Genomic DNA, 17,182 nt, shown 5'->3' with positions numbered 1-17,182 from the left:
TCTCTACGGAGGCGGTCTCATTTTGGTCCCGGCGCCGTGATTCAGTGCCGGCCAGCCTCGGATTCGGTGCCGACCAGCCCTCGGATCCGCCGCCGACCAGCCCACAGATCCGCCACCGGCACCCCCCAGATCCGCCACCGGCCAGCCCTCGGATCCGCCCCGAGCCAACACTGGGAAATGTAGGTCACAGGAAACGCGGCCGATTCTCGCTAAGATGGCAGAACCGATAGGAAGGACCTTCATGGGTGGAGTATTGAAAGTGCGCGGTGGTCGCCCACTGACCGGCGAGATCCGCGTGCGCGGGGCAAAGAACCTCGTCTCCAAAGCTATGGTTGCGGCGCTGCTAACGGAGGAAACCTCCGTCCTGCGAAATGTGCCGCTGATCAGGGACGTTGACGTCGTCTCTGAACTTCTGCGGCTCCACGGCGCGCAGGTCGATTACGACCAAGACGCCGGAACGGTCACCATTACGCCCGGCCAGCTGCACCTGCCCGATCCGGGCAAGGTTGATTCGCTCGCCGGCTCATCGCGTATCCCGATTCTTTTCTGTGGCCCGCTGCTTCACCAGCTGGGCGAGGCGTTTATCCCGGATCTTGGCGGCTGCCACATTGGCGACCGCCCGGTGGACTTCCACCTCAAGGTCCTCGAGGATTTCGGCGCGAGCCGCGACGCCCAGGAACTTGGCCTCCACCTCGTGGCACCCACCGGCCTCAAGGCCCGCAAGGTTAAGCTGCCCTACCCATCGGTGGGCGCAACGGAGCAGACTCTTCTCGCGGCCGTCCGCGCGAAGGGCATCACGGAGCTCCGCGGAGCAGCGGTGGAACCCGAGATCATGGACCTCATCGCGATCTTGCAGAAGATGGGCGCGCTCATCACCGTCGACACCGATCGCACCATCCACATTGAGGGTGTCGAGCGCCTTCATGGCTACAATCACACGGCGCTTCCGGACCGCATCGAGGCCGGATCGTGGGCGGCTGCCGCGTTGGCGACGAAGGGCGACATCACCGTCCGCGGCGCCGATCAAGAGCCGATGATGAACTTCCTCAACGTCTACCGCAAGGTCGGCGGCCAGTTCGACGTTCTCGACGACGGCATCCGCTTCTGGCACCCCGGCACGCCCCTCAAAGGTATGCCCATCGAAACCGACGTGCACCCGGGCTTCATGACCGACTGGCAGCAGCCCATGGTCGTCGCGCTCACGCAGGCCGAGGGCGTCTCGATCGTTCATGAGACCGTGTACGAGAACCGCTTCGGCTTCACGAAGGCGCTGAACAAGATGGGCGCCAAGATTCAGGTCTATCGGGAGTGCTTGGGCTCCAAGCGCTGCCGTTTCGGCCAGGAAAACTTCTACCATTCGGCCGTGATTCAGGGCCCGACTCCGCTTCAGGCAGCCGACATCACCGTGCCCGATCTTCGCGGCGGGTTCTCGCACCTCATCGCCGCGCTCGCGGCCGAGGGCGAATCCAACGTCTCGGGCATCGACATCATCAACCGCGGCTACGAGCACTTCATGCAAAAGCTCGCGGCGCTCAACGCGGACGTCGAGAAGGTGGAAGTCAGCTCGGCTCCCAACCTGATTAACTAGCGCATCAGGATCGCACATAGGAACGACGCCGGCATCGCTGCTGGCGTCGTTCGCTTTAGGTGTTCTTTGCCCGGCACGCCCCGAGAACTCACGGCCGCGGTCGCCCAATGATCAGGTCCCGAGATCCACTCCCGAGATCCACGAGGTCTCCGAGCGCGTCAGATCCCGGGCGGTTTAGGGTGCGTCGAGGTAAATCGTGATCGCGAGCGGATTCTCGCTGACCTCGACGGCGTAGTCGTGATCCTCATCCGCGCCGATCGTGATCGAGTGCATCCCCTCGAAGGGGCCGCTGACGTCGTAGCTAAGGATTGGCCCGTCGGAACCGGTCTCGTCAGCGAAGGCGAATTCCTCATCCGGTTGCGGGTACCTGATGCCGGAGACCCAAATCTGCAGTGCTCGCTGCGTGCCAAGGTCGATCTCGAAGCCGGAACCGTCCTCGTACGCCTTGTCGGCCCATCCGTCGGCATGCCATTCCAACTCGCCGGTGCCATCGGAGTCATACTCGACCGTGAGCGACGTCCCGTCGTTCGTCACAACCGCGGGAAGGGCTTGGGCGCTGATGTCCGGCCAATTCTCGGACTTCGACGCCTCAGTCGCGGGCGTGTACTCCCTATCCGGAGACTCGGTAGGCGTGGGTTCCTCGGTCTCCCCGCCCTCCCTGTCACCATCTGGGCTTGGGGTCTCGGTCGGCGTGGGTTCGGTGGATTCGTCGTCCGTGGGTTCCGGCGTCGTCTCAGACGTGGTCACCTCGGTTGAATTGGGCGTCGGGTCGACGTCGTCCGACGACGACGTGCAGGCACCGAGCGCCAAAGTGGCGGCTAGTGCCGCGATGAGTGCTTTCGCCATGTATCCTCCTAGGTCTCGAGCCAGTCTAACGAATGACCTGCCCGCCCACGACCACCTGGAGTCCCATGACCGGCCTTGCCGGTCGCGGTCCATCGTTGGGTAGGATTGGCCCGTGAAGAAGATTCGAATTGCATTGATCTATGGCGGGACGTCGGGGGAGCACGCGATCTCCCGCGTCACAGCGGGCGGCATCATGCGCGCCCTCAATCCTGAGTGCTACGACGTGCTCTCGATTGGTATCCGCCCTGATGGCACGTGGGTGCCAGGGGAGACCGACCCGTCTGAGATGGCGTTAGAGCGCGGCCTCGGGAAGGTTCCCGAATCTGATCGTCGCATCGTCCTTCCCGCCGGAAACGGCGACCAGCCGCTGCTCGACATCTGCGCTGACGGATCCGATGTGCGCAACCTTGGCCCGATCGACGTCGCCTTCCCTGTGCTGCACGGCCCGTTCGGAGAAGACGGCACAATCCAGGGCCTGTTCGAGATGGCAAACGTGCCCTACGTCGGTTGCGGCGTGCTCGCGTCGTCGGCCGGCATGGACAAGGACATGATGAAGAAGGTCCTCGTCGCCGCCGGCCTGCCAGTCGGTCCGTACGTGGGCGTCACGGCCAGCCGGTGGCGCACCGATCGCGACCAGGTGCTCGCCGAGGTCTCCGAGCTCCAGTTCCCGGTATACGTCAAGCCTGCCCGCGGCGGATCGTCGCTGGGCATTTCGCGCGTTGAGACCATCGACGCCGTCCCCGCGGCCGTCGCCGAAGCACACAAGCACGACCCGAAGATTGTTATCGAACAGGGTATCGCCGGCCGTGAGATCGAGGTGGCCGTCCTTGGCAGCCCGGGTGACGAGCCCGCGCGCGCGTCGCTTCCTGGCGAGATCCTCCTCGAGGCGCCCGCCGAGGGATTCTACGATTTCGAGTCCAAGTACGTATCCACCGACGCGTTGACGATGTCGATACCTGCCAGGATCGACGACGACGCCACGGCAACCGTCCGCGAGCTCGCGGTTCGCGCCTTCGACGCCTTTGGGTGCGAGGGCCTGACGCGCGTTGACTTCTTCGTGGCCGATTCGGGCGAGATCCTCATTAACGAGATCAACACGTTGCCCGGCTTTACGCCGTTTTCGATGTACCCCGCGATGTGGGAGGCCACCGGCATTCCGTACAGCGAGTTGATCGACAAACTCGTGGATCTCGCGCTCGAGCGCCCGCGCGGCCTGCGATAAGTAGCGTCCAGCCCGCGCCAGAGGGGGAGTGCCCAGAGCGTCAACGAAAGCCGACCATACGGCGTCGTGATTGGACTCACACGCAAGACGGTTGAATATTTAACCTTTAATCTTTAGACTAATTACAGATTGCGAAACACCCCTCGCAACGAACAAATCAAGCTCCTGGAAAGTGTTTTTATGAAGATCGCATACGTCGTTGGCTCGCTCTCGAAGGAATCCATTAACCGGGCGCTCGCAGAAGCAATCGTTGAACTCGCACCCGAGGGTGTTGAGATGGTCGAAGGAGAGATCGCTGATCTCCCGCTGTTTAACCGCGACAACGAGAACGACTTCCCGGAGCCGGCACGCAAGTTCAAGGACCTCATGTACGAGGCCGACGGCGTCCTGTTCATCACCCCGGAGCACAACCGTTCCTACTCGGCACCGATCCACAACGCGATCGAGTGGGCATCGCGCCCCTACGGCGAGTGGCCCCTCGCAGGCAAGCCGGTGGCAACCGCAGGCCAGTCGCCGTCGGGCATTGGCGCAGCCGTTGGCCAGGCCCAACTTCGTCAGTCGCTGCTCTTCTTCGGCCCCAAGCTCATGAGCCAGCCGGAAGCCTACATCGACGGCACCAAGACCGGTGTTCTCGAAGACGGCAAGATCACGAACGAAGATTCGCGAGCTGTCATCAAGCAGTTCATTGAAGCGTTCGTTCAGTTCGTCGCTGACAACAAGTAAGACTTACGAACGAAACGGTCGGAAGTGAGGGGTGAGTTCACTTCCGTGGCGTACCGGTTCGTTCGCCTGATAAAACGCCTCCGTCCTCGGTCGTCTCCGAAGCATCTGGCATGATGGTGAGCATGCTTATTTCGGACACGACCGAGGACATTCTTTTGTCCAAATTCCTGCCCCTGCTGCCGCCGAGCTCGGCGAGCGTCCCGACGGGCGATGATTCCGCCGTTCTGGACATGCGGGGGCAGACCGCTGTTTCCACCGACATGCTGATCGAGGGGCGCCACTTCCGCAGAGATTGGTCGAGCGGTTCTGACGTCGGCTTCCGCGCGGCGATGCAGAATCTGTCCGACGTCGTGGCGATGGGAGCCAAACCGCGCTCGCTGGTCATTTCGCTCGGCTTGCCCGGGGATCTCGAGGCCGAGTGGGCGGCGGACTTTGCCCGCGGTCTGAACGAGGCCTGCGCCCCTCTGGGCGTGAGCGTGGATGGCGGCGACCTCGTCGGGGCGGACGAGATCGTGGTGGCCGTGACCGTTCTTGGCGACATGGAAGGGCGCACGCCGGTTCTACGCGGCGGAGCACAGATTGGCGACCGCGTCATTCACGCGGGGCACCTCGGGCACGGCGCTGCCGGCTACGAGATCCTCAAGGCTGGCCTAGAGATCACCAACGCTCTGGCGCCCTTGGTTGATGACTTCCGGCGGCCGAAGCCTCCGCTAAACGACGCGCTGGCCGCCGCCGAATCGGGCGTTCTTACAGCGATGATGGACGTGTCCGACGGCCTGATCCGCGACGCGCGGCGGCTCGCGAAGGCCTCCGGCGTCTGGGTCAATTTCCACGGCACGAACCTCGAGCCGCGCCTGCGCGACCTCGCTGTTGCCGCTGGCAAGCTGCGCGCCGACCGCCGCGAGTGGCTCTACACCGGGGGAGAGGATCAGGGCTTCCTCGCAACAATCCGCCCGGGCACCGAGGTGCCGACGGGATTCACCGACGTCGGAGAGGTCATGGGCGCCTACATGGGTGGGCGCGTGACCCTCGAGGGCAAAGAAATCGCCGGTCAGGGTGGATGGGACCACTTCGGCGCAGACTAGCGCCGCGCATCAGCGACGACGATCGCGCAGTTACGTGAGGTCGTCGTGATCGCGGGTCATCTTCGCTTCGATGAGCCGAGCCACTGAATCTTCAACGTTGGGCAGCTGCCACTTGCACACGGCGAGCACGCCTTGCGAGGCGACAGGCGCTGCAATCGGGTAGCCGATGTTCTTGAGCCAAGCGATGTCATTATCTGAATCGCCCACGCCCATCGCCGTGTCGGCCTTGAGGCCAAGCGCCCGCAGAGCCTTTTCGATGCCTTCCCACTTCGTCACCCCGCGCACCGGGATGTCCACAAAGTTGGCGTGCGATTGCACCGTCTCGGGGAATTCCTCGAGGATTTCTGGCAGCAGCTCGTCGATCTGCACCGGATCGGAGGCGGCGAGGGAGATCTTGGTGAGCTTGTTCGTTTTGAGGTCGTCGAGGCTGCGCATGCCACGGCCCTCGGCCGCGTTCTCGTTCACTTCAAGAGTGCCCGTGGCCGCAAGCGCCTCGAGGTCTGCGAAGAAGTCCTGCTCGTCGAAGTAGAACGGGACGAGCCCGGTGCGTTCGGCAAGGGCCGTGATCGCATCGACCTGCTCGCGCTCCATGTAGTGGGTGGAGACGATGTCCTTGCCGTTCCACACCACGCCGCCACCTGCGGCGATCACCCACGCGTGGATGCCCGCGCGCCTCACAAGATTGGCCCCGCCGTTCAGGATGCGGCCGGTGGCAAGGATGATGGGCACGCCGGCGGCGTCGAGGTGGCGCAGGGCGTCGATCGTGGCATCGGAAACGATTGAGCGTTCGTCGGTGAGAGTCCCGTCGATGTCAAAGATCGCATGAGTGATTGTGCCCGAGGGCCAGGGGAGATTTTGAAAGTCAATTTCACGCTTCGTAGTCATCGCCGCTAGTCTACCGCGAGGCCCGCAAACCTGTAGGAGATAAAAAAATTGGCGAGAACCAGACGGTTCTCGCCAATGTGCGTTCAGCGCTTAGATGTTGCGCGTCACCTTGCCAGCCTTGAGGCAGCTGGTGCAGACGTTCAGACGCTTTGGAGCGCCGTTAACAAGAGCGCGAACACGCTGAATGTTCGGGTTCCAACGACGGTTGGTACGCACGTGCGAGTGCGAGACCTGCTTACCGAAACCAGGGCCCTTGCCGCAGACTTCACATACAGAGGCCACGGTTATCTCCTTCGCTAGACGATCGGACGCGAACACGTCCAAAAAATTGCAACTTATGAAGTGTATCTGACCTGCGCTGGGGAAACCAAGATAGGGCCCCAGTGGTATTGCGCACGTCATCGCCGTCCCACCTCGTACCGTTCATTATAGTGGTGCTCGGGCGCTCATCTAGCTGCACGGGAGGCATCAGTGGAACCTAACGCGAGTCCTGGTTCGCCTAACGCGAGTCCGGACGTGCCTGCAGCGGCGACCGCGGCCGAGACGTGGACCGCCCTGACCCGCCCCCTCGAGCGCGTCCTTGGCAAGCGGACCGCAACCGCCCTCGACAAGATGGGTCTGGCCACGGTGGGCGACCTCCTCGGCCACCTGCCGTTCCGCCTAGCCCGCCGCGGCGAACTTTTGCCGATTCAGGCGGTGCGCGACGGCGATTCGGTCACCGTCGTCGCCCGCGTCATCGACTCGCACGTGCGCCCGATGAACAGACGCCGCGGGCATATCCTCAACGTCGTCATCTCCGACGGCGAGCACAATCTCGAGCTCACCTTCTTCGCTAAGTCCGCCCGACCGCTCAATTTCCACGCCGCCCAGCTGCGGCCCGGCACCCTCGCCACGTTCTCGGGCACGATTTCCTCCTATCGCGGCCAGCTTCAGCTCGCGCATCCCGAATACGAGGTGGTCGAGGATCTGGACTCCGTGGATGCGGACAAGATCGCCCAGCCCATCCCGATCTACCACGCCATGCAAAAGATGCCCTCGTGGAAGATTCACAAGGCGATCCAGGTGGTCCTCGAATCGGTCACCACGGCAGACCTGCCCGATCCGCTCCCGGCCGATTATCGGCGCGAACACGGGCTTCCCGGCCGTTTCGAGGCGCTTCAGATGGCACACAACCCGCGGACCGAAGCCGACTGGGAGCTCGCCGTCTGGCGCCTCAAGCACGAGGAAGCTTTCATCCTCCAAGCCCTTCTGGCCCAGCGCGCCTCAGCAATCAGGGCAACGCCTGCGCCCGCGATGATGAGGATCGACGACGCCGTCCTCGCGGCTTTCGACGAGCGCCTTCCGTTCGAGCTGACGGCGGGCCAGCGTGAGGTTGGTGAGGAACTTGCCGCCGAGCTCGAGAGAGAGATTCCGATGCGCCGCCTGCTCCAGGGTGACGTGGGCTCGGGCAAGACGATCGTTGCTCTGCGCGCGATGCTTCAGGCCGTCGATGCCGGGCGGCAAGCCGTGCTCGTGGCGCCCACCGAGGTCCTGGCCGCCCAGCACCTTGCCACCTTCCAATCGATGCTCGGCGACCTCGGGATGGCCGGCCAACTCGGGGGAGCGGCCACCGCCACCTCGATCGAGTTGCTCACCGGGTCACTTCCCGCCGCCAAGAAGCGGCAGGTGTTGGCCAACATTGCGTCGGGCGCCACCGGCATCATCATCGGCACGCATGCCCTGTTCGAGGAGATTGTGCAGATCCCCTTCCTCGGGCTCGTGGTGATTGACGAACAGCACCGCTTCGGCGTAGACCAGCGCGATCGCCTCGCGACCGGCGCACACATGCTCGTCATGACCGCCACGCCCATCCCGCGCACGATCGCGATGACCGCCTTCGGCGAGCTCCAGGTCTCCACGCTGCACGAGCTGCCCAAGGGCAGGCGCGAGATCGCCACCACCCTCGTGCCCACGTTGAAGAAGCCGTGGGTCGAGCGCGTTTGGGAACGTGCGCGAGAGGAAGTTGACCGCGGCGGGCGCGTGTACGTCGTCGCGCCACGGATCTCCGCCCAGCAGGCCGAGGAAGACGCGGCGCTGCCCCGCCCGGGCGAGCAGACGGAGCTCGAGTTCACCGCGGAGCCCGTCTCCGTCGAGCAGATTTATGCCGAGCTTCGCGACAAGCCGGCGCTCGCCGGCGTCGACATCGGATTCGTCCACGGGCAACTGGACTCCGAAACCAAGGCCCTCGCCATGAGCCGATTTGCAACGGGCGAGGCGCCGATTCTCGTATCCACCACCGTCATCGAGGTGGGCGTGGACGTACCGGAGGCGACGATGATGATCATCATGGACGCCGAGCGCTTCGGCCTGTCCCAGCTCCACCAGCTGCGCGGGCGCGTTGGGCGAGGAGCGAACGAATCCATCTGTCTCGCGGTGCACAATGCCATAGATGGTACGGTCGCATATGAACGCCTGAAAGCGTTTGCGTCGACGACGAACGGGTTCGTTCTCGCCCAGCGCGATCTCGAACTGCGCTCCGAAGGAAACGTCTTGGGATCGGCCCAATCCGGGCAGGCGTCGTCGCTGAAATTCGTGCGTGTCACGCGGGACGAGGGGATTATTGAACAGGCACGCGCGGCGGCCAGAAAGATCGTCGACGCCGATCCGCAACTCGCAGGCCATCCGGCCCTTCGCAGCGCGATTGCGGCAGCCGAGGGCGAAGACACGGACTATCTAGAGAAGGCTTAAATGACGAGGATCGTCGCAGGCACGGCAGGTGGGCTCGCACTGCAGGTGCCCAAGTCAGGAACCCGCCCCACCTCTGAGCGCGTGCGCGAGGGAATGTTCTCGCGGCTCGATCACTACGGATACGTCGAGGACTGCGCCATCCTCGATCTGTACGCGGGCTCGGGCGCGCTCGGCCTTGAGGCCAAGTCGCGTGGCGCCAGGCGCGTCGTCAGCGTCGAGGCTCATCGGCCAGCCGCTCAGGTCGTCATCGCCAACGCGAAATCCACCGGTCTGGACATCGACGTCGTCAACCAGAAGGCCGAGACTTTCCTTGCAAACGAGCCGGTGGAACTCTTCGACGTCGCGCTCCTCGACCCGCCCTACGACATTTCGGAAGACCAGCTCACGGTCGTCCTCAACCTCCTCGTTGCGCACCTGAAGGACGACGCGATGGTCGTCGTCGAACGCTCGAAGAAGGCTCCCGAGCCGCAGTGGCCGGCGAGCCTGAGACGCGACGACGTTCGCAAATGGGGAGATACGCGTGTGTGGAGTGCTGTTGTGGCGCCGGAGGGCACTAGAGTAGAGGTATGAGTCTAGCCGTCTGTCCGGGATCGTTTGATCCGCTGACCCTCGGCCACGTCGACATCGTGAGGCGCACTCGCGGCATGTTCGATGAGGTCATCGTTGGTGTCGCACACAATGCAAAGAAGAACTACCTGTTCAGCGACGACGAGCGGGTCGCCCTGGCGCAGGAGGCGCTTAAGGGCATCGACGGCGTTCGGGTCGAAGTGGTCACCGGCCTGCTGGCTGATTTCGCCAAGGAACGCGGCGCCGTAGCGATCGTCAAGGGGCTGCGCGGCCCGGCTGATTACGACAACGAGCAGGCCATGTCGCTGCTTAACCGCCACTTGAGCGGTATCGAAACCGTCTTTATCATGGGCGATCCGGCCCTGAACCACATAGCGTCGTCGTTCGTCAAAGAAATCGCGGCGTACGGCGGAAAGATCGACGACCTGGTGACCCCAAATGTTGCCCGCACACTGAAAGAGAAGATCCAATCATGAACGAACAAGGCGAATCGCTCCTCGAAATCCTCGACGAGCTTGTCGACATCGTGGCAACCGCAAAGTCGCTGCCGATGTCCGCATCGGTGATGGTCAACCGTTCCGAGCTACTCGATCTTCTCGAGACGGCGCGCGCGATCGTTCCCGATCAGATCATCGCCGCCGATTCGGTGATGCAGGACGCGAACGCCGTCGCCGAAAATGCCCGCCAGGAGGCGGATCAGATTCGCGAGCGCGCACACCAGGACTCCGAGTCGATCATCGCGGAGGCCCGCGAGCAGGCCTCGCGCCTCGTGGCGCAGGATCAGATCACGATCGCTGCAAAGTCGCAGGCCACGCGCGTGCTGGACGAAGCGCAGTCGAAGGCCGACGCCCTCAAGCGCGGCGCGGATGGCTACGCTGCCTCGACTCTCGACACCCTGTCCGATGAACTCAACAGCCTTCTTGACCAGATTGAAGCTGGCCGGGCGCACCTGGCCATCACAACCGAGGAGCACGATTCATGACGACCGACCTGACCGTTCCCGTCTCTGGCGTCTCGCGTCAAGCAGGCGAGCTGGAGGTTGCGGTGAGCGTTCCAGCGCCAGCCGACATCGGCGTGCCGCTTATCGGCATTCCCGAAGGTGAACCCATCGAACTCGATTTCCGCCTGTCCGCACTCGACGAGGGCGTGCTCGTCCAAGGCCCCATTTCGGCGACGGCGGTGGGCCAGTGCTCCCGCTGTCTGCGCGAGCTCACGCTCCCGATGCACGAACAGATCGCCGAGCTCGTGTTCTACCCCGAGAGGCAAGACGAGCTCATCGCGGAGGGCGACGAGGAGGCGGAGGACCTGCCCGTCGTCGTCGATGACGCGGTGGATCTCGAGCCGCTCATTCGGGACGCGCTCGTCCTGTCGATGCCACTGAGTCCGCTGTGCCGTCCCGACTGCCCGGGTCTGTGCCCGGAATGTGGCGAGCGCTGGGACGACCTGCCAGATGACCATAAGCACGAATTCCTCGACCCGCGCTTTTCCGCGCTGGACGCCCTTGCCGAGCAACTCATGGCTGAGGAGGCCAAGGCGGAGGACGAGGCTGGTGAGCCTCGTGCATAAGCCCGTCACCGCCGCAGAGCTTGAGCGATGGGGTGCGCAGATTGCCGACGAGTACCTCCAACCGGCTCTGACCCATCGCTCGTGGGCGTACGAGAACGAGGGCGAGCACGCCGAGCGGCTCGAGTTCTTGGGCGATTCAATCTTGGGCGCGGTGGTCGCCGCGAGCATTTTCGCCGAATCACCCGAGGCCACCGAGGGCGACATGTCGAAGATTAAGGCCGCCGCCGTCTCCGAACGTTCCCTTGCCGAGGTGGCCCGCGGCCTGAACCTCGGGCAGTACGTGCGCCTTGGGCGCGGCGAGGAGATGTCCGGCGGACGCGACAAGGACTCGATCCTTGCGGACACGGTTGAAGCGCTCATTGGCGCCACCTACCTCACGCTTGGAATCGACAAAACGCGCGATGTGGTTCTTCGCCACCTCGCGCCCAAGATCGAAGAGGCGCGTGGGCTCGGACCTGCCCTCGATTGGCGTACGGCATTCGAAGAGAAGGCACGCAAGAGCGGAATCACGGGCAACCTCCACTACGAGGTGGAGGGCGAGGGCCCGGATCACGCGCGGCGCTACACCGCGCACGTCTACGTGGACGATCGCCACTGGGGCACAGGCGAGGCTACCTCGCAAAAGCAGGCGAAACTCCAGGCGTGTAAGGACGCATATTTCGCACTCGACGAGCGGGCGTAACCGTGCCGGAGCTACCAGAGGTTGAGACCATCCGGCTGGGCCTTGAACCCATCGTGGTCGGGCGAACGGTCACGGACGTTCACGTGCTGAACCCGCGCGCTGTTCGCCGGGCAGCCGAGGGCCTCGACCCCCTGCGCGGGGCGAGGATCGAGTCGGTGGCACGCCGCGGAAAGTACCTGTGGTTTGACGCCGGACGCATTGCCCTCATCGCCCACCTTGGCATGTCCGGCCAGTTCCGCGTGGGCGGCGGGGTCAATCCGCACCTGCGCGCTTACCTCATGTTCGACGACGGCGTTCGACTCGACTTCGTCGACCAGCGCACGTTCGGTCACCTCATGCCCGACGAGTTCGTGGCAACGCCCGACGGCGAGCCAGGGGGATGGGGGAGCGCGGCGCCGCACGTTCCACAGTCGGTTGCCCACATCGGGCGCGATCTGCTCGACCCTGCCTTCGATCTCGACTCCGTGGCACGCGCGGTCAAGGCGAAGAACACCGAGATCAAGCGCGCACTCCTCGACCAGTCGATCGCCTCGGGGATTGGCAACATTTACGCCGACGAGGCTCTGTTCCTCGCGCGCGTGCATCCGCGCCGCCTCACGAACCGCATGTCGCTGGGCAAGATCCGGGAGGTCTACGCCGCCGCGACGGACGTGATGAACCGGGCCGTCGCCGTCGGCGGTACGTCATTCGACGAACTTTACGTGAACGTCAATGGCGCGTCGGGCTATTTCGACCGCTCACTCAACGTCTACGGGCGCGAGGGTCAGCCGTGCGTGGTGTGCGGGATGCCCATTAAACGAGAGATCTTCATGAATAGGTCCTCGCACTTTTGCCCCGTGTGCCAGCGCGGCAGGAACGTCCGCCCGCTCGCCACGAGGACTCCACGTGTGAAATAGGGGAATATCGCGCTATGATACCGGTTGTGAGTACTACAGATATTTCCGTCATGATCATCGACGATCACGAGGTCGTCCGCCGCGGGATCGCCGAAGTCGTCGATCGCGCAGAAGGCCTGACCGTCGTCGCTGAAGCCGGCTCAGTAGCCGAGGCCATCCGCCGAGCAGAGCTCATGGCGCCCGAGGTGGCGCTCGTTGACCTGCGCCTGCCGGACGGGACGGGTATCGAGATCATCAAAGAGTTCCGCGAGATCGTTCCGGAGACGAAGGCGATCGTTTTGACGTCTTTCGACGACGACGACGCGCTCGCCGAAGCCCTCGACGCCGGAGCCAAGGCCTACCTGCTCAAATCCGTGCGTGGCGCCGAGATCACCGAGGTCATTAAGGCGGTGGCCGCGGGCCGCGTGCTTCTCGATGAGCGCACGGTGACGCGCCGCCGCGCCGATCACGACGATCCGACGGCCAACCTCACGCCTTCCGAACGCAAGGTCCTTGACCTGATCGGCGACGGGCTGTCGAACCGCGAGATCGGCGACAAGCTCGGCGTGGCCGAAAAGACGGTGAAGAACCACATCACGTCGCTGCTATCGAAGATGGGCATGCAGCGCCGGACGCAGGTGGCGGCGTGGGTCGCTGGCCAGCGCGCCTCCGGCTGGCGTCACCAAAACGGCTAGCCAACACGGCTAGCAATAGCCAAAACGGCCAGCAATAACCAGAGCGCCGGACGCTACCGGAGCCTGACTGCCCACGTGAGCTTGGTGCCTGCGTGCCCGTCTTCTCGTGGGCGAATCTGAAAAGCACCCTGATGCCTGCGCGCCCGCGCGGCCAGATTGGACAGCCCTGAGCGGCGGGAGAGGGTCTGCTGAATACCCGTCCCGTCGTCAATTACGTGGATCGTAATCTGTTCGGTGTCGGCATCGGCCCTGACGATGGCAGACGAGGCCTTCGCGTGCCGCGCGGCGTTCGACAGCCCCTCGCGCACAACGGCCACCACGTCATCAGCGATGTCGGAGCCGATCACGTCGTCGACGAGGTGGTAATCGTCCTCGTCAATGTCCTCGCCGTTCCACGTAACGAGGAGCGAAGGCGCGAAGCCGAGAGAGCCTCGTGCCACGGACGTCTCGTGCTGAAGGCGTGCGACGACGGCGGCCGAGGAGCCATCGTCGCGCAGCGAGCGGACGATGGCTCGGATTTGTTTCACCGAGTCGTCGATCGCCGAGATCGCGTCGTCGAGGGAACCCGTCACGTCCGCGCCAACTCCGCGCTCGGCCATTTCTTCGCGCACGGCCGTAATATGCATGCCGGAGGCGAAAAGCTGCTGGATCGCCAGATCGTGCAGGTCGCGCGAAATGCGGGCGCGCTCGTCCAGCTCGGCGGCCATTGCCTGAGCGCGGCGCGCCTCGGCGAGCTCGAGCGCGATGGTGGCCTGCTTGGCCACGTTCTCGGCCATGGTCAGGTCCTGAAGATTGAACTCGAGCTCGTTGGGGAAGCGCAGGAGCAAGATGACGCCGCGGCCAACGCCCTGCGAGATAAGAGGAGCATAGAGAGCCGAGCCGAACCGGCGAAGCTCCTGCACCCGCACGGTGCGCAGGCGCTGCATCGAATCGACCACCACGCCGCCCTGCTCGCGAAGGACGGTCCGAGCGCGCCCGTCCTTCGGGAAGCTCAAACCGAGCAGTTCGTGGACGACGGCCGGGTCGTCCGAATCCACGATTTCTGAGACCCACTGGTCTTGAATCGAGGGCAGGATGATCATCGCGACGTCGGCGTGAGCGGCCACCCGCATCTCGTGCGCGATGGTCTCCAGCGCCTCGTCCTCGTCCGATCCCTCCAGCAGGCTCGAAACGATCCTCTGCGAGGCGGTCAGCCAGCGCGTGCGGTTCTGCGATTCCTCATAGAGCTGTGAATTCACAACCGATATGGACGCAGCGCGCGCGAGCAGGTGGACGACGTCGCCGTCGTCGTCGGTAAAGTCCTCCGGCTTATCGGACAGGTACAACCGCCCCCACACCTGCTCGTTGACGGTGATTGCCACGCCGAGGAAGTTCAGCATGGCCGGGTGGTTCTCCGGGAGCGCGGTGTTCGCGTAGCCGCCGATGTCGTTGATGATGAGGTAGGAATCGAGGGGGATGTCGTTGAATACGCCGTGGTTGATGGGCGGGTGGTCGATCACGGCTTCGGGGCCGGCGGGCAGGCCGTGCTGGATGAACTGAATGGTCTCGCCGTGCGAATCGAGCACGGAGACGGCGCCGAACTTCGCGCCCGTCGCATCGCACGCGGAGGTGACGAGAGCGCGCGATACTTCAACCTGATCGAGTGTGGACGCGATGCTGAGAATGTGGCGGGAAAACTCGATGAGAAACTCATTGGCTTTCATGGGCGCTCCTTGCTGTTTTGCCAAGCATACTCAGAATCCGACTATTCCTGAGTCAGTGACCATTCGTAGGACGGCATCTGCGCCATGAGCTCCGCATGCGTGCCACGTGCGATGATACCGACGCGCCCGGCCTCGTCCTCGCCGAGCATGATGACCTCGTCGGCGACGTCGAGGGGCGTGAGGCGGTGGGTCACCAAAATAACCCCGCGCTCGTCATTACCCACGCGCAGCAGGTCGCGAATGAGTTCGTCAGCGGTAGCCGGATCGAGGTGCTCCCCCGGCTCGTCAAGAAGCATGTAGGTGGCCGAACCCGCCAGCGCGCGAGCGAGGAGGAGACGGCGGCGCTCACCACCGGACACCGAGGTGGCGTCCGCCCTGAGCATCGTGTCCACGCCCTCGGGAAGCTGGGCGAGCCAGCCATCGAGCCCGGCCTGCGTCAGCAGATCAACGGCTTCCTCGGCGGTCACGGTTGCGCGCGCGACGCGAAGATTCTCCAGCACGCTCGTTTCGAAGATGTGGGCGTCCTCGGCGGTCATGGAGAGCTGCGTGGAGATCTCCGCCCGGTCGATGCGCCAGGTGTCGCGACCATCGAGCGTCACTGTTCCCGAATGCGGCTCGAGCATGCCCGCAAGGGTATAGAGCAGCGTTGACTTGCCGATGCCCGACGGCCCGACGATGGCGATGGTCTTGCCCTTGGTCAGGTGCAGGTCGATCGGGCCGGCAACAGTTGGTCCACCGGGCCAGCCGATGGTCAGATCCGTGGCGCGCAGGCCGTCCTGAGTCTCAGGCCGGGTATCGCGCTCAGGGTGTTGCGTGGATTCCGCGACGTCCAGGAGGTCAACGATGCGCTTTGCCGCCGACGCCGATCGCACCAGCTGCGTTGCCGCCCCGCCCATGCGCTGGGTCGCCTCGAAGGCGGACAGCGGGGTCAGGGTGGCCACGACGAGGTCGATCGCGGCGATGTCTCCCGCTGCGAGCTGCTGCGTGCCGATGACGAGCGCGCCGACGACGGCCGCTCCCATAGCGAGCGTGTCGAGGGCAGCGGCGAGCGCGGCGGGCCGTGCTGAGCGGTCGCGGTTCTTGTGGATCCGCCGTTCCGTCTCTTGCCGCTGGGCGTCGATATCCGCGAGCCGGCCAGACACGCGCAGCTCCGATGCAGATTCGAGCATCGTCAGCGACTGGGCGTTGAGATCGGCGCGGTTAGTGATCTGCGCGATCTGATCCATGCGCGCCGCGCGCATCGCGCTGTAGGGCGCGATAATGCCGGAGACGATCAAGCACAGCGTGAGCACGAGCGCGATCGGGGGAGACAGGAACGCGACGATTCCGATAGAAAAGAGCGAGACGATGAGCGCCACGGCGGCTGGCAGCATCGACTTAACCACCACGTCACCGATCTCGTCCACATCCGCTCCCGTGCGAGCGAGGAGATCGCCGCGCCGAACGGAGGTCACCACGTCAGTGGTGGAACTCGCCATCGACTTATACACGCGCGAGCGCAGGTTTGCCATGCCATAGAGCGCCACCCAGTGGGAGGCGATGCGCTCAAGATAGCGGAAGATCGCCTTGCCCACGCCGAATGCGCGCACGGCCGTCGATGCCACAGATAGCTGGAGCACCGGCGGCATCTGCGCCGCACGAGCGATGAGCCAGGCCGACGTCGCTCCGAGGGCCACGCCGGAGCCGATCGCTCCGGAGCCAGCTGCCACGGACCACGCGAACTTCGCCTTGTCGTAATCGAGCATGCCGATCGCACGCTTGAGCGCAATGCGCTCGTCCTTAGGAATAACGCTCACTGGTCCTCCTCCCTGTCGGTCGATGTATGTCCGCTCGGTTGCCCATCGCCTTCGTCGTCGATCGTCAACTTCACGACCCTGTGCCCGGAGGAATTCGCGCCCCGCCAGTCTTGGGGCAGGGCGTAATCGGCGCGCTGAGACTCAACGAAGTCCGCGTATTCGACCGACTCGCGAATCGCCTTCGCCTCGCGCAGCTCGGCTTCGATGTCACGGGAGGCGGGG

At 64.2% G+C, this 17,182-nt stretch carries 18 protein-coding genes; 12 read left to right on the top strand and 6 right to left on the bottom strand.

Annotation, left to right across the window (positions count from 1 at the left end; all coding sequences use genetic code 11):
- Window positions 1-241: 241 nt before the first annotated feature.
- Complete coding sequence (gene murA, locus ACHFFR_RS08785) at window positions 242-1,588, top strand: UDP-N-acetylglucosamine 1-carboxyvinyltransferase (protein ID WP_394263888.1); 1,347 nt, start codon at window positions 242-244, stop codon at window positions 1,586-1,588.
- A gap of 174 nt (window positions 1,589-1,762) precedes the next feature.
- On the opposite strand, the gene ACHFFR_RS08780 is transcribed toward murA, so the two are convergent.
- Window positions 1,763-2,434, bottom strand: coding sequence for a hypothetical protein (locus ACHFFR_RS08780; protein WP_394263887.1), 672 nt, complete (start codon window positions 2,432-2,434; stop codon window positions 1,763-1,765).
- Window positions 2,435-2,546: 112 nt separating this feature from the next.
- Between ACHFFR_RS08780 and ACHFFR_RS08775 the strand changes: the two genes are divergently transcribed.
- The 3 genes from ACHFFR_RS08775 to thiL all read left to right on the top strand — a co-directional run bounded on the left by ACHFFR_RS08775 (window position 2,547) and on the right by thiL (window position 5,464).
- Entirely contained in the window at window positions 2,547-3,656 is a 1,110-nt protein-coding gene (locus ACHFFR_RS08775) for a D-alanine--D-alanine ligase family protein (RefSeq protein ID WP_394263886.1), read from the top strand.
- Between the two features lie 180 nt (window positions 3,657-3,836).
- Window positions 3,837-4,379: an NADPH-dependent FMN reductase gene (locus tag ACHFFR_RS08770; RefSeq protein WP_394263885.1), complete on the top strand. Its 543-nt coding sequence runs from the start codon at window positions 3,837-3,839 to the stop codon at window positions 4,377-4,379.
- 122 nt (window positions 4,380-4,501) lie between these two features.
- Window positions 4,502-5,464: a thiamine-phosphate kinase gene (gene thiL, locus ACHFFR_RS08765; protein WP_394263884.1), complete on the top strand. Its 963-nt coding sequence runs from the start codon at window positions 4,502-4,504 to the stop codon at window positions 5,462-5,464.
- 30 nt (window positions 5,465-5,494) lie between these two features.
- On the opposite strand, the gene ACHFFR_RS08760 is transcribed toward thiL, so the two are convergent.
- Window positions 5,495-6,349, bottom strand: a complete 855-nt coding sequence (locus ACHFFR_RS08760; protein WP_394263883.1) for an HAD-IIB family hydrolase — start codon at window positions 6,347-6,349, stop codon at window positions 5,495-5,497.
- Between the two features lie 90 nt (window positions 6,350-6,439).
- Complete coding sequence (gene rpmB, locus ACHFFR_RS08755; RefSeq protein ID WP_394263882.1) at window positions 6,440-6,631, bottom strand: 50S ribosomal protein L28; 192 nt, start codon at window positions 6,629-6,631, stop codon at window positions 6,440-6,442.
- A gap of 234 nt (window positions 6,632-6,865) precedes the next feature.
- Between rpmB and ACHFFR_RS08750 the strand changes: the two genes are divergently transcribed.
- From ACHFFR_RS08750 to ACHFFR_RS08715, 8 genes are read left to right on the top strand one after another with little or no spacing between them, the layout of a single operon-like run.
- Window positions 6,866-9,076, top strand: a complete 2,211-nt coding sequence (locus ACHFFR_RS08750; protein ID WP_394263881.1) for an ATP-dependent DNA helicase RecG — start codon at window positions 6,866-6,868, stop codon at window positions 9,074-9,076.
- Window positions 9,077-9,646: an RsmD family RNA methyltransferase gene (locus ACHFFR_RS08745; protein WP_394263880.1), complete on the top strand. Its 570-nt coding sequence runs from the start codon at window positions 9,077-9,079 to the stop codon at window positions 9,644-9,646.
- Window positions 9,643-10,119, top strand: a complete 477-nt coding sequence (gene coaD / locus ACHFFR_RS08740; protein ID WP_394263879.1) for a pantetheine-phosphate adenylyltransferase — start codon at window positions 9,643-9,645, stop codon at window positions 10,117-10,119. Before ACHFFR_RS08745 ends, coaD begins: the two co-directional genes overlap by 4 nt.
- Window positions 10,116-10,625 carry a hypothetical protein gene (locus ACHFFR_RS08735; RefSeq protein WP_394263878.1) on the top strand — a complete coding sequence of 170 codons (510 nt, stop codon included), beginning with the start codon at window positions 10,116-10,118 and terminating at the stop codon, window positions 10,623-10,625. The genes coaD and ACHFFR_RS08735 overlap by 4 nt, the downstream gene beginning before the upstream one ends.
- Window positions 10,622-11,209, top strand: a complete 588-nt coding sequence (locus ACHFFR_RS08730; protein ID WP_394263877.1) for a YceD family protein — start codon at window positions 10,622-10,624, stop codon at window positions 11,207-11,209. The genes ACHFFR_RS08735 and ACHFFR_RS08730 overlap by 4 nt, the downstream gene beginning before the upstream one ends.
- Entirely contained in the window at window positions 11,193-11,891 is a 699-nt protein-coding gene (gene rnc, locus ACHFFR_RS08725; protein ID WP_394263876.1) for a ribonuclease III, read from the top strand. Before ACHFFR_RS08730 ends, rnc begins: the two co-directional genes overlap by 17 nt.
- A 2-nt stretch (window positions 11,892-11,893) precedes the next feature.
- A complete protein-coding gene (gene mutM / locus ACHFFR_RS08720) occupies window positions 11,894-12,787 on the top strand; it encodes a bifunctional DNA-formamidopyrimidine glycosylase/DNA-(apurinic or apyrimidinic site) lyase (RefSeq protein ID WP_394263875.1) in 894 nt (297 codons plus the stop codon).
- Window positions 12,788-12,801: 14 nt separating this feature from the next.
- Window positions 12,802-13,461, top strand: coding sequence for a response regulator (locus ACHFFR_RS08715; RefSeq protein WP_394263874.1), 660 nt, complete (start codon window positions 12,802-12,804; stop codon window positions 13,459-13,461).
- A gap of 53 nt (window positions 13,462-13,514) precedes the next feature.
- On the opposite strand, the gene ACHFFR_RS08710 is transcribed toward ACHFFR_RS08715, so the two are convergent.
- From ACHFFR_RS08710 to ACHFFR_RS08700, 3 genes are all read right to left on the bottom strand, one after another.
- Window positions 13,515-15,164, bottom strand: a complete 1,650-nt coding sequence (locus ACHFFR_RS08710) for a GAF domain-containing protein (RefSeq protein ID WP_394263873.1) — start codon at window positions 15,162-15,164, stop codon at window positions 13,515-13,517.
- A gap of 41 nt (window positions 15,165-15,205) precedes the next feature.
- Window positions 15,206-16,960 (bottom strand): thiol reductant ABC exporter subunit CydC, encoded by a 1,755-nt coding sequence (gene cydC / locus ACHFFR_RS08705; protein ID WP_394263872.1) that lies wholly within the window; start codon window positions 16,958-16,960, stop codon window positions 15,206-15,208.
- Window positions 16,957-17,182: hypothetical protein (locus ACHFFR_RS08700; protein ID WP_394263871.1), on the bottom strand; the 226-nt coding region annotated here is incomplete at its 5' end. The genes cydC and ACHFFR_RS08700, both read right to left, overlap by 4 nt.

Origin of the sequence: Trueperella sp., from assembly GCF_043424875.1 — a bacterium.
Taxonomy (GTDB): domain Bacteria; phylum Actinomycetota; class Actinomycetes; order Actinomycetales; family Actinomycetaceae; genus Trueperella.
This window is presented reverse-complemented; position numbering and strand designations above follow the sequence as displayed.

What these genes read in the sequence shown, in the direction of transcription:
- ACHFFR_RS08730 (WP_394263877.1), top strand. Translation starts at nt 10,622, where the DNA reads ATGACGACCGACCTGACCGTTCCCGTCTCTGGCGTCTCGCGTCAAGCA.
- ACHFFR_RS08780 (WP_394263887.1), bottom strand. Translation starts at nt 2,434, where the DNA reads ATGGCGAAAGCACTCATCGCGGCACTAGCCGCCACTTTGGCGCTCGGT.
- ACHFFR_RS08770 (WP_394263885.1), top strand. Translation starts at nt 3,837, where the DNA reads ATGAAGATCGCATACGTCGTTGGCTCGCTCTCGAAGGAATCCATTAAC.
- murA (WP_394263888.1), top strand. Translation starts at nt 242, where the DNA reads ATGGGTGGAGTATTGAAAGTGCGCGGTGGTCGCCCACTGACCGGCGAG.
- thiL (WP_394263884.1), top strand. Translation starts at nt 4,502, where the DNA reads ATGCTTATTTCGGACACGACCGAGGACATTCTTTTGTCCAAATTCCTG.
- ACHFFR_RS08745 (WP_394263880.1), top strand. Translation starts at nt 9,077, where the DNA reads ATGACGAGGATCGTCGCAGGCACGGCAGGTGGGCTCGCACTGCAGGTG.
- ACHFFR_RS08715 (WP_394263874.1), top strand. Translation starts at nt 12,802, where the DNA reads ATGATACCGGTTGTGAGTACTACAGATATTTCCGTCATGATCATCGAC.
- coaD (WP_394263879.1), top strand. Translation starts at nt 9,643, where the DNA reads ATGAGTCTAGCCGTCTGTCCGGGATCGTTTGATCCGCTGACCCTCGGC.
- ACHFFR_RS08760 (WP_394263883.1), bottom strand. Translation starts at nt 6,349, where the DNA reads ATGACTACGAAGCGTGAAATTGACTTTCAAAATCTCCCCTGGCCCTCG.
- ACHFFR_RS08710 (WP_394263873.1), bottom strand. Translation starts at nt 15,164, where the DNA reads ATGAAAGCCAATGAGTTTCTCATCGAGTTTTCCCGCCACATTCTCAGC.
- ACHFFR_RS08735 (WP_394263878.1), top strand. Translation starts at nt 10,116, where the DNA reads ATGAACGAACAAGGCGAATCGCTCCTCGAAATCCTCGACGAGCTTGTC.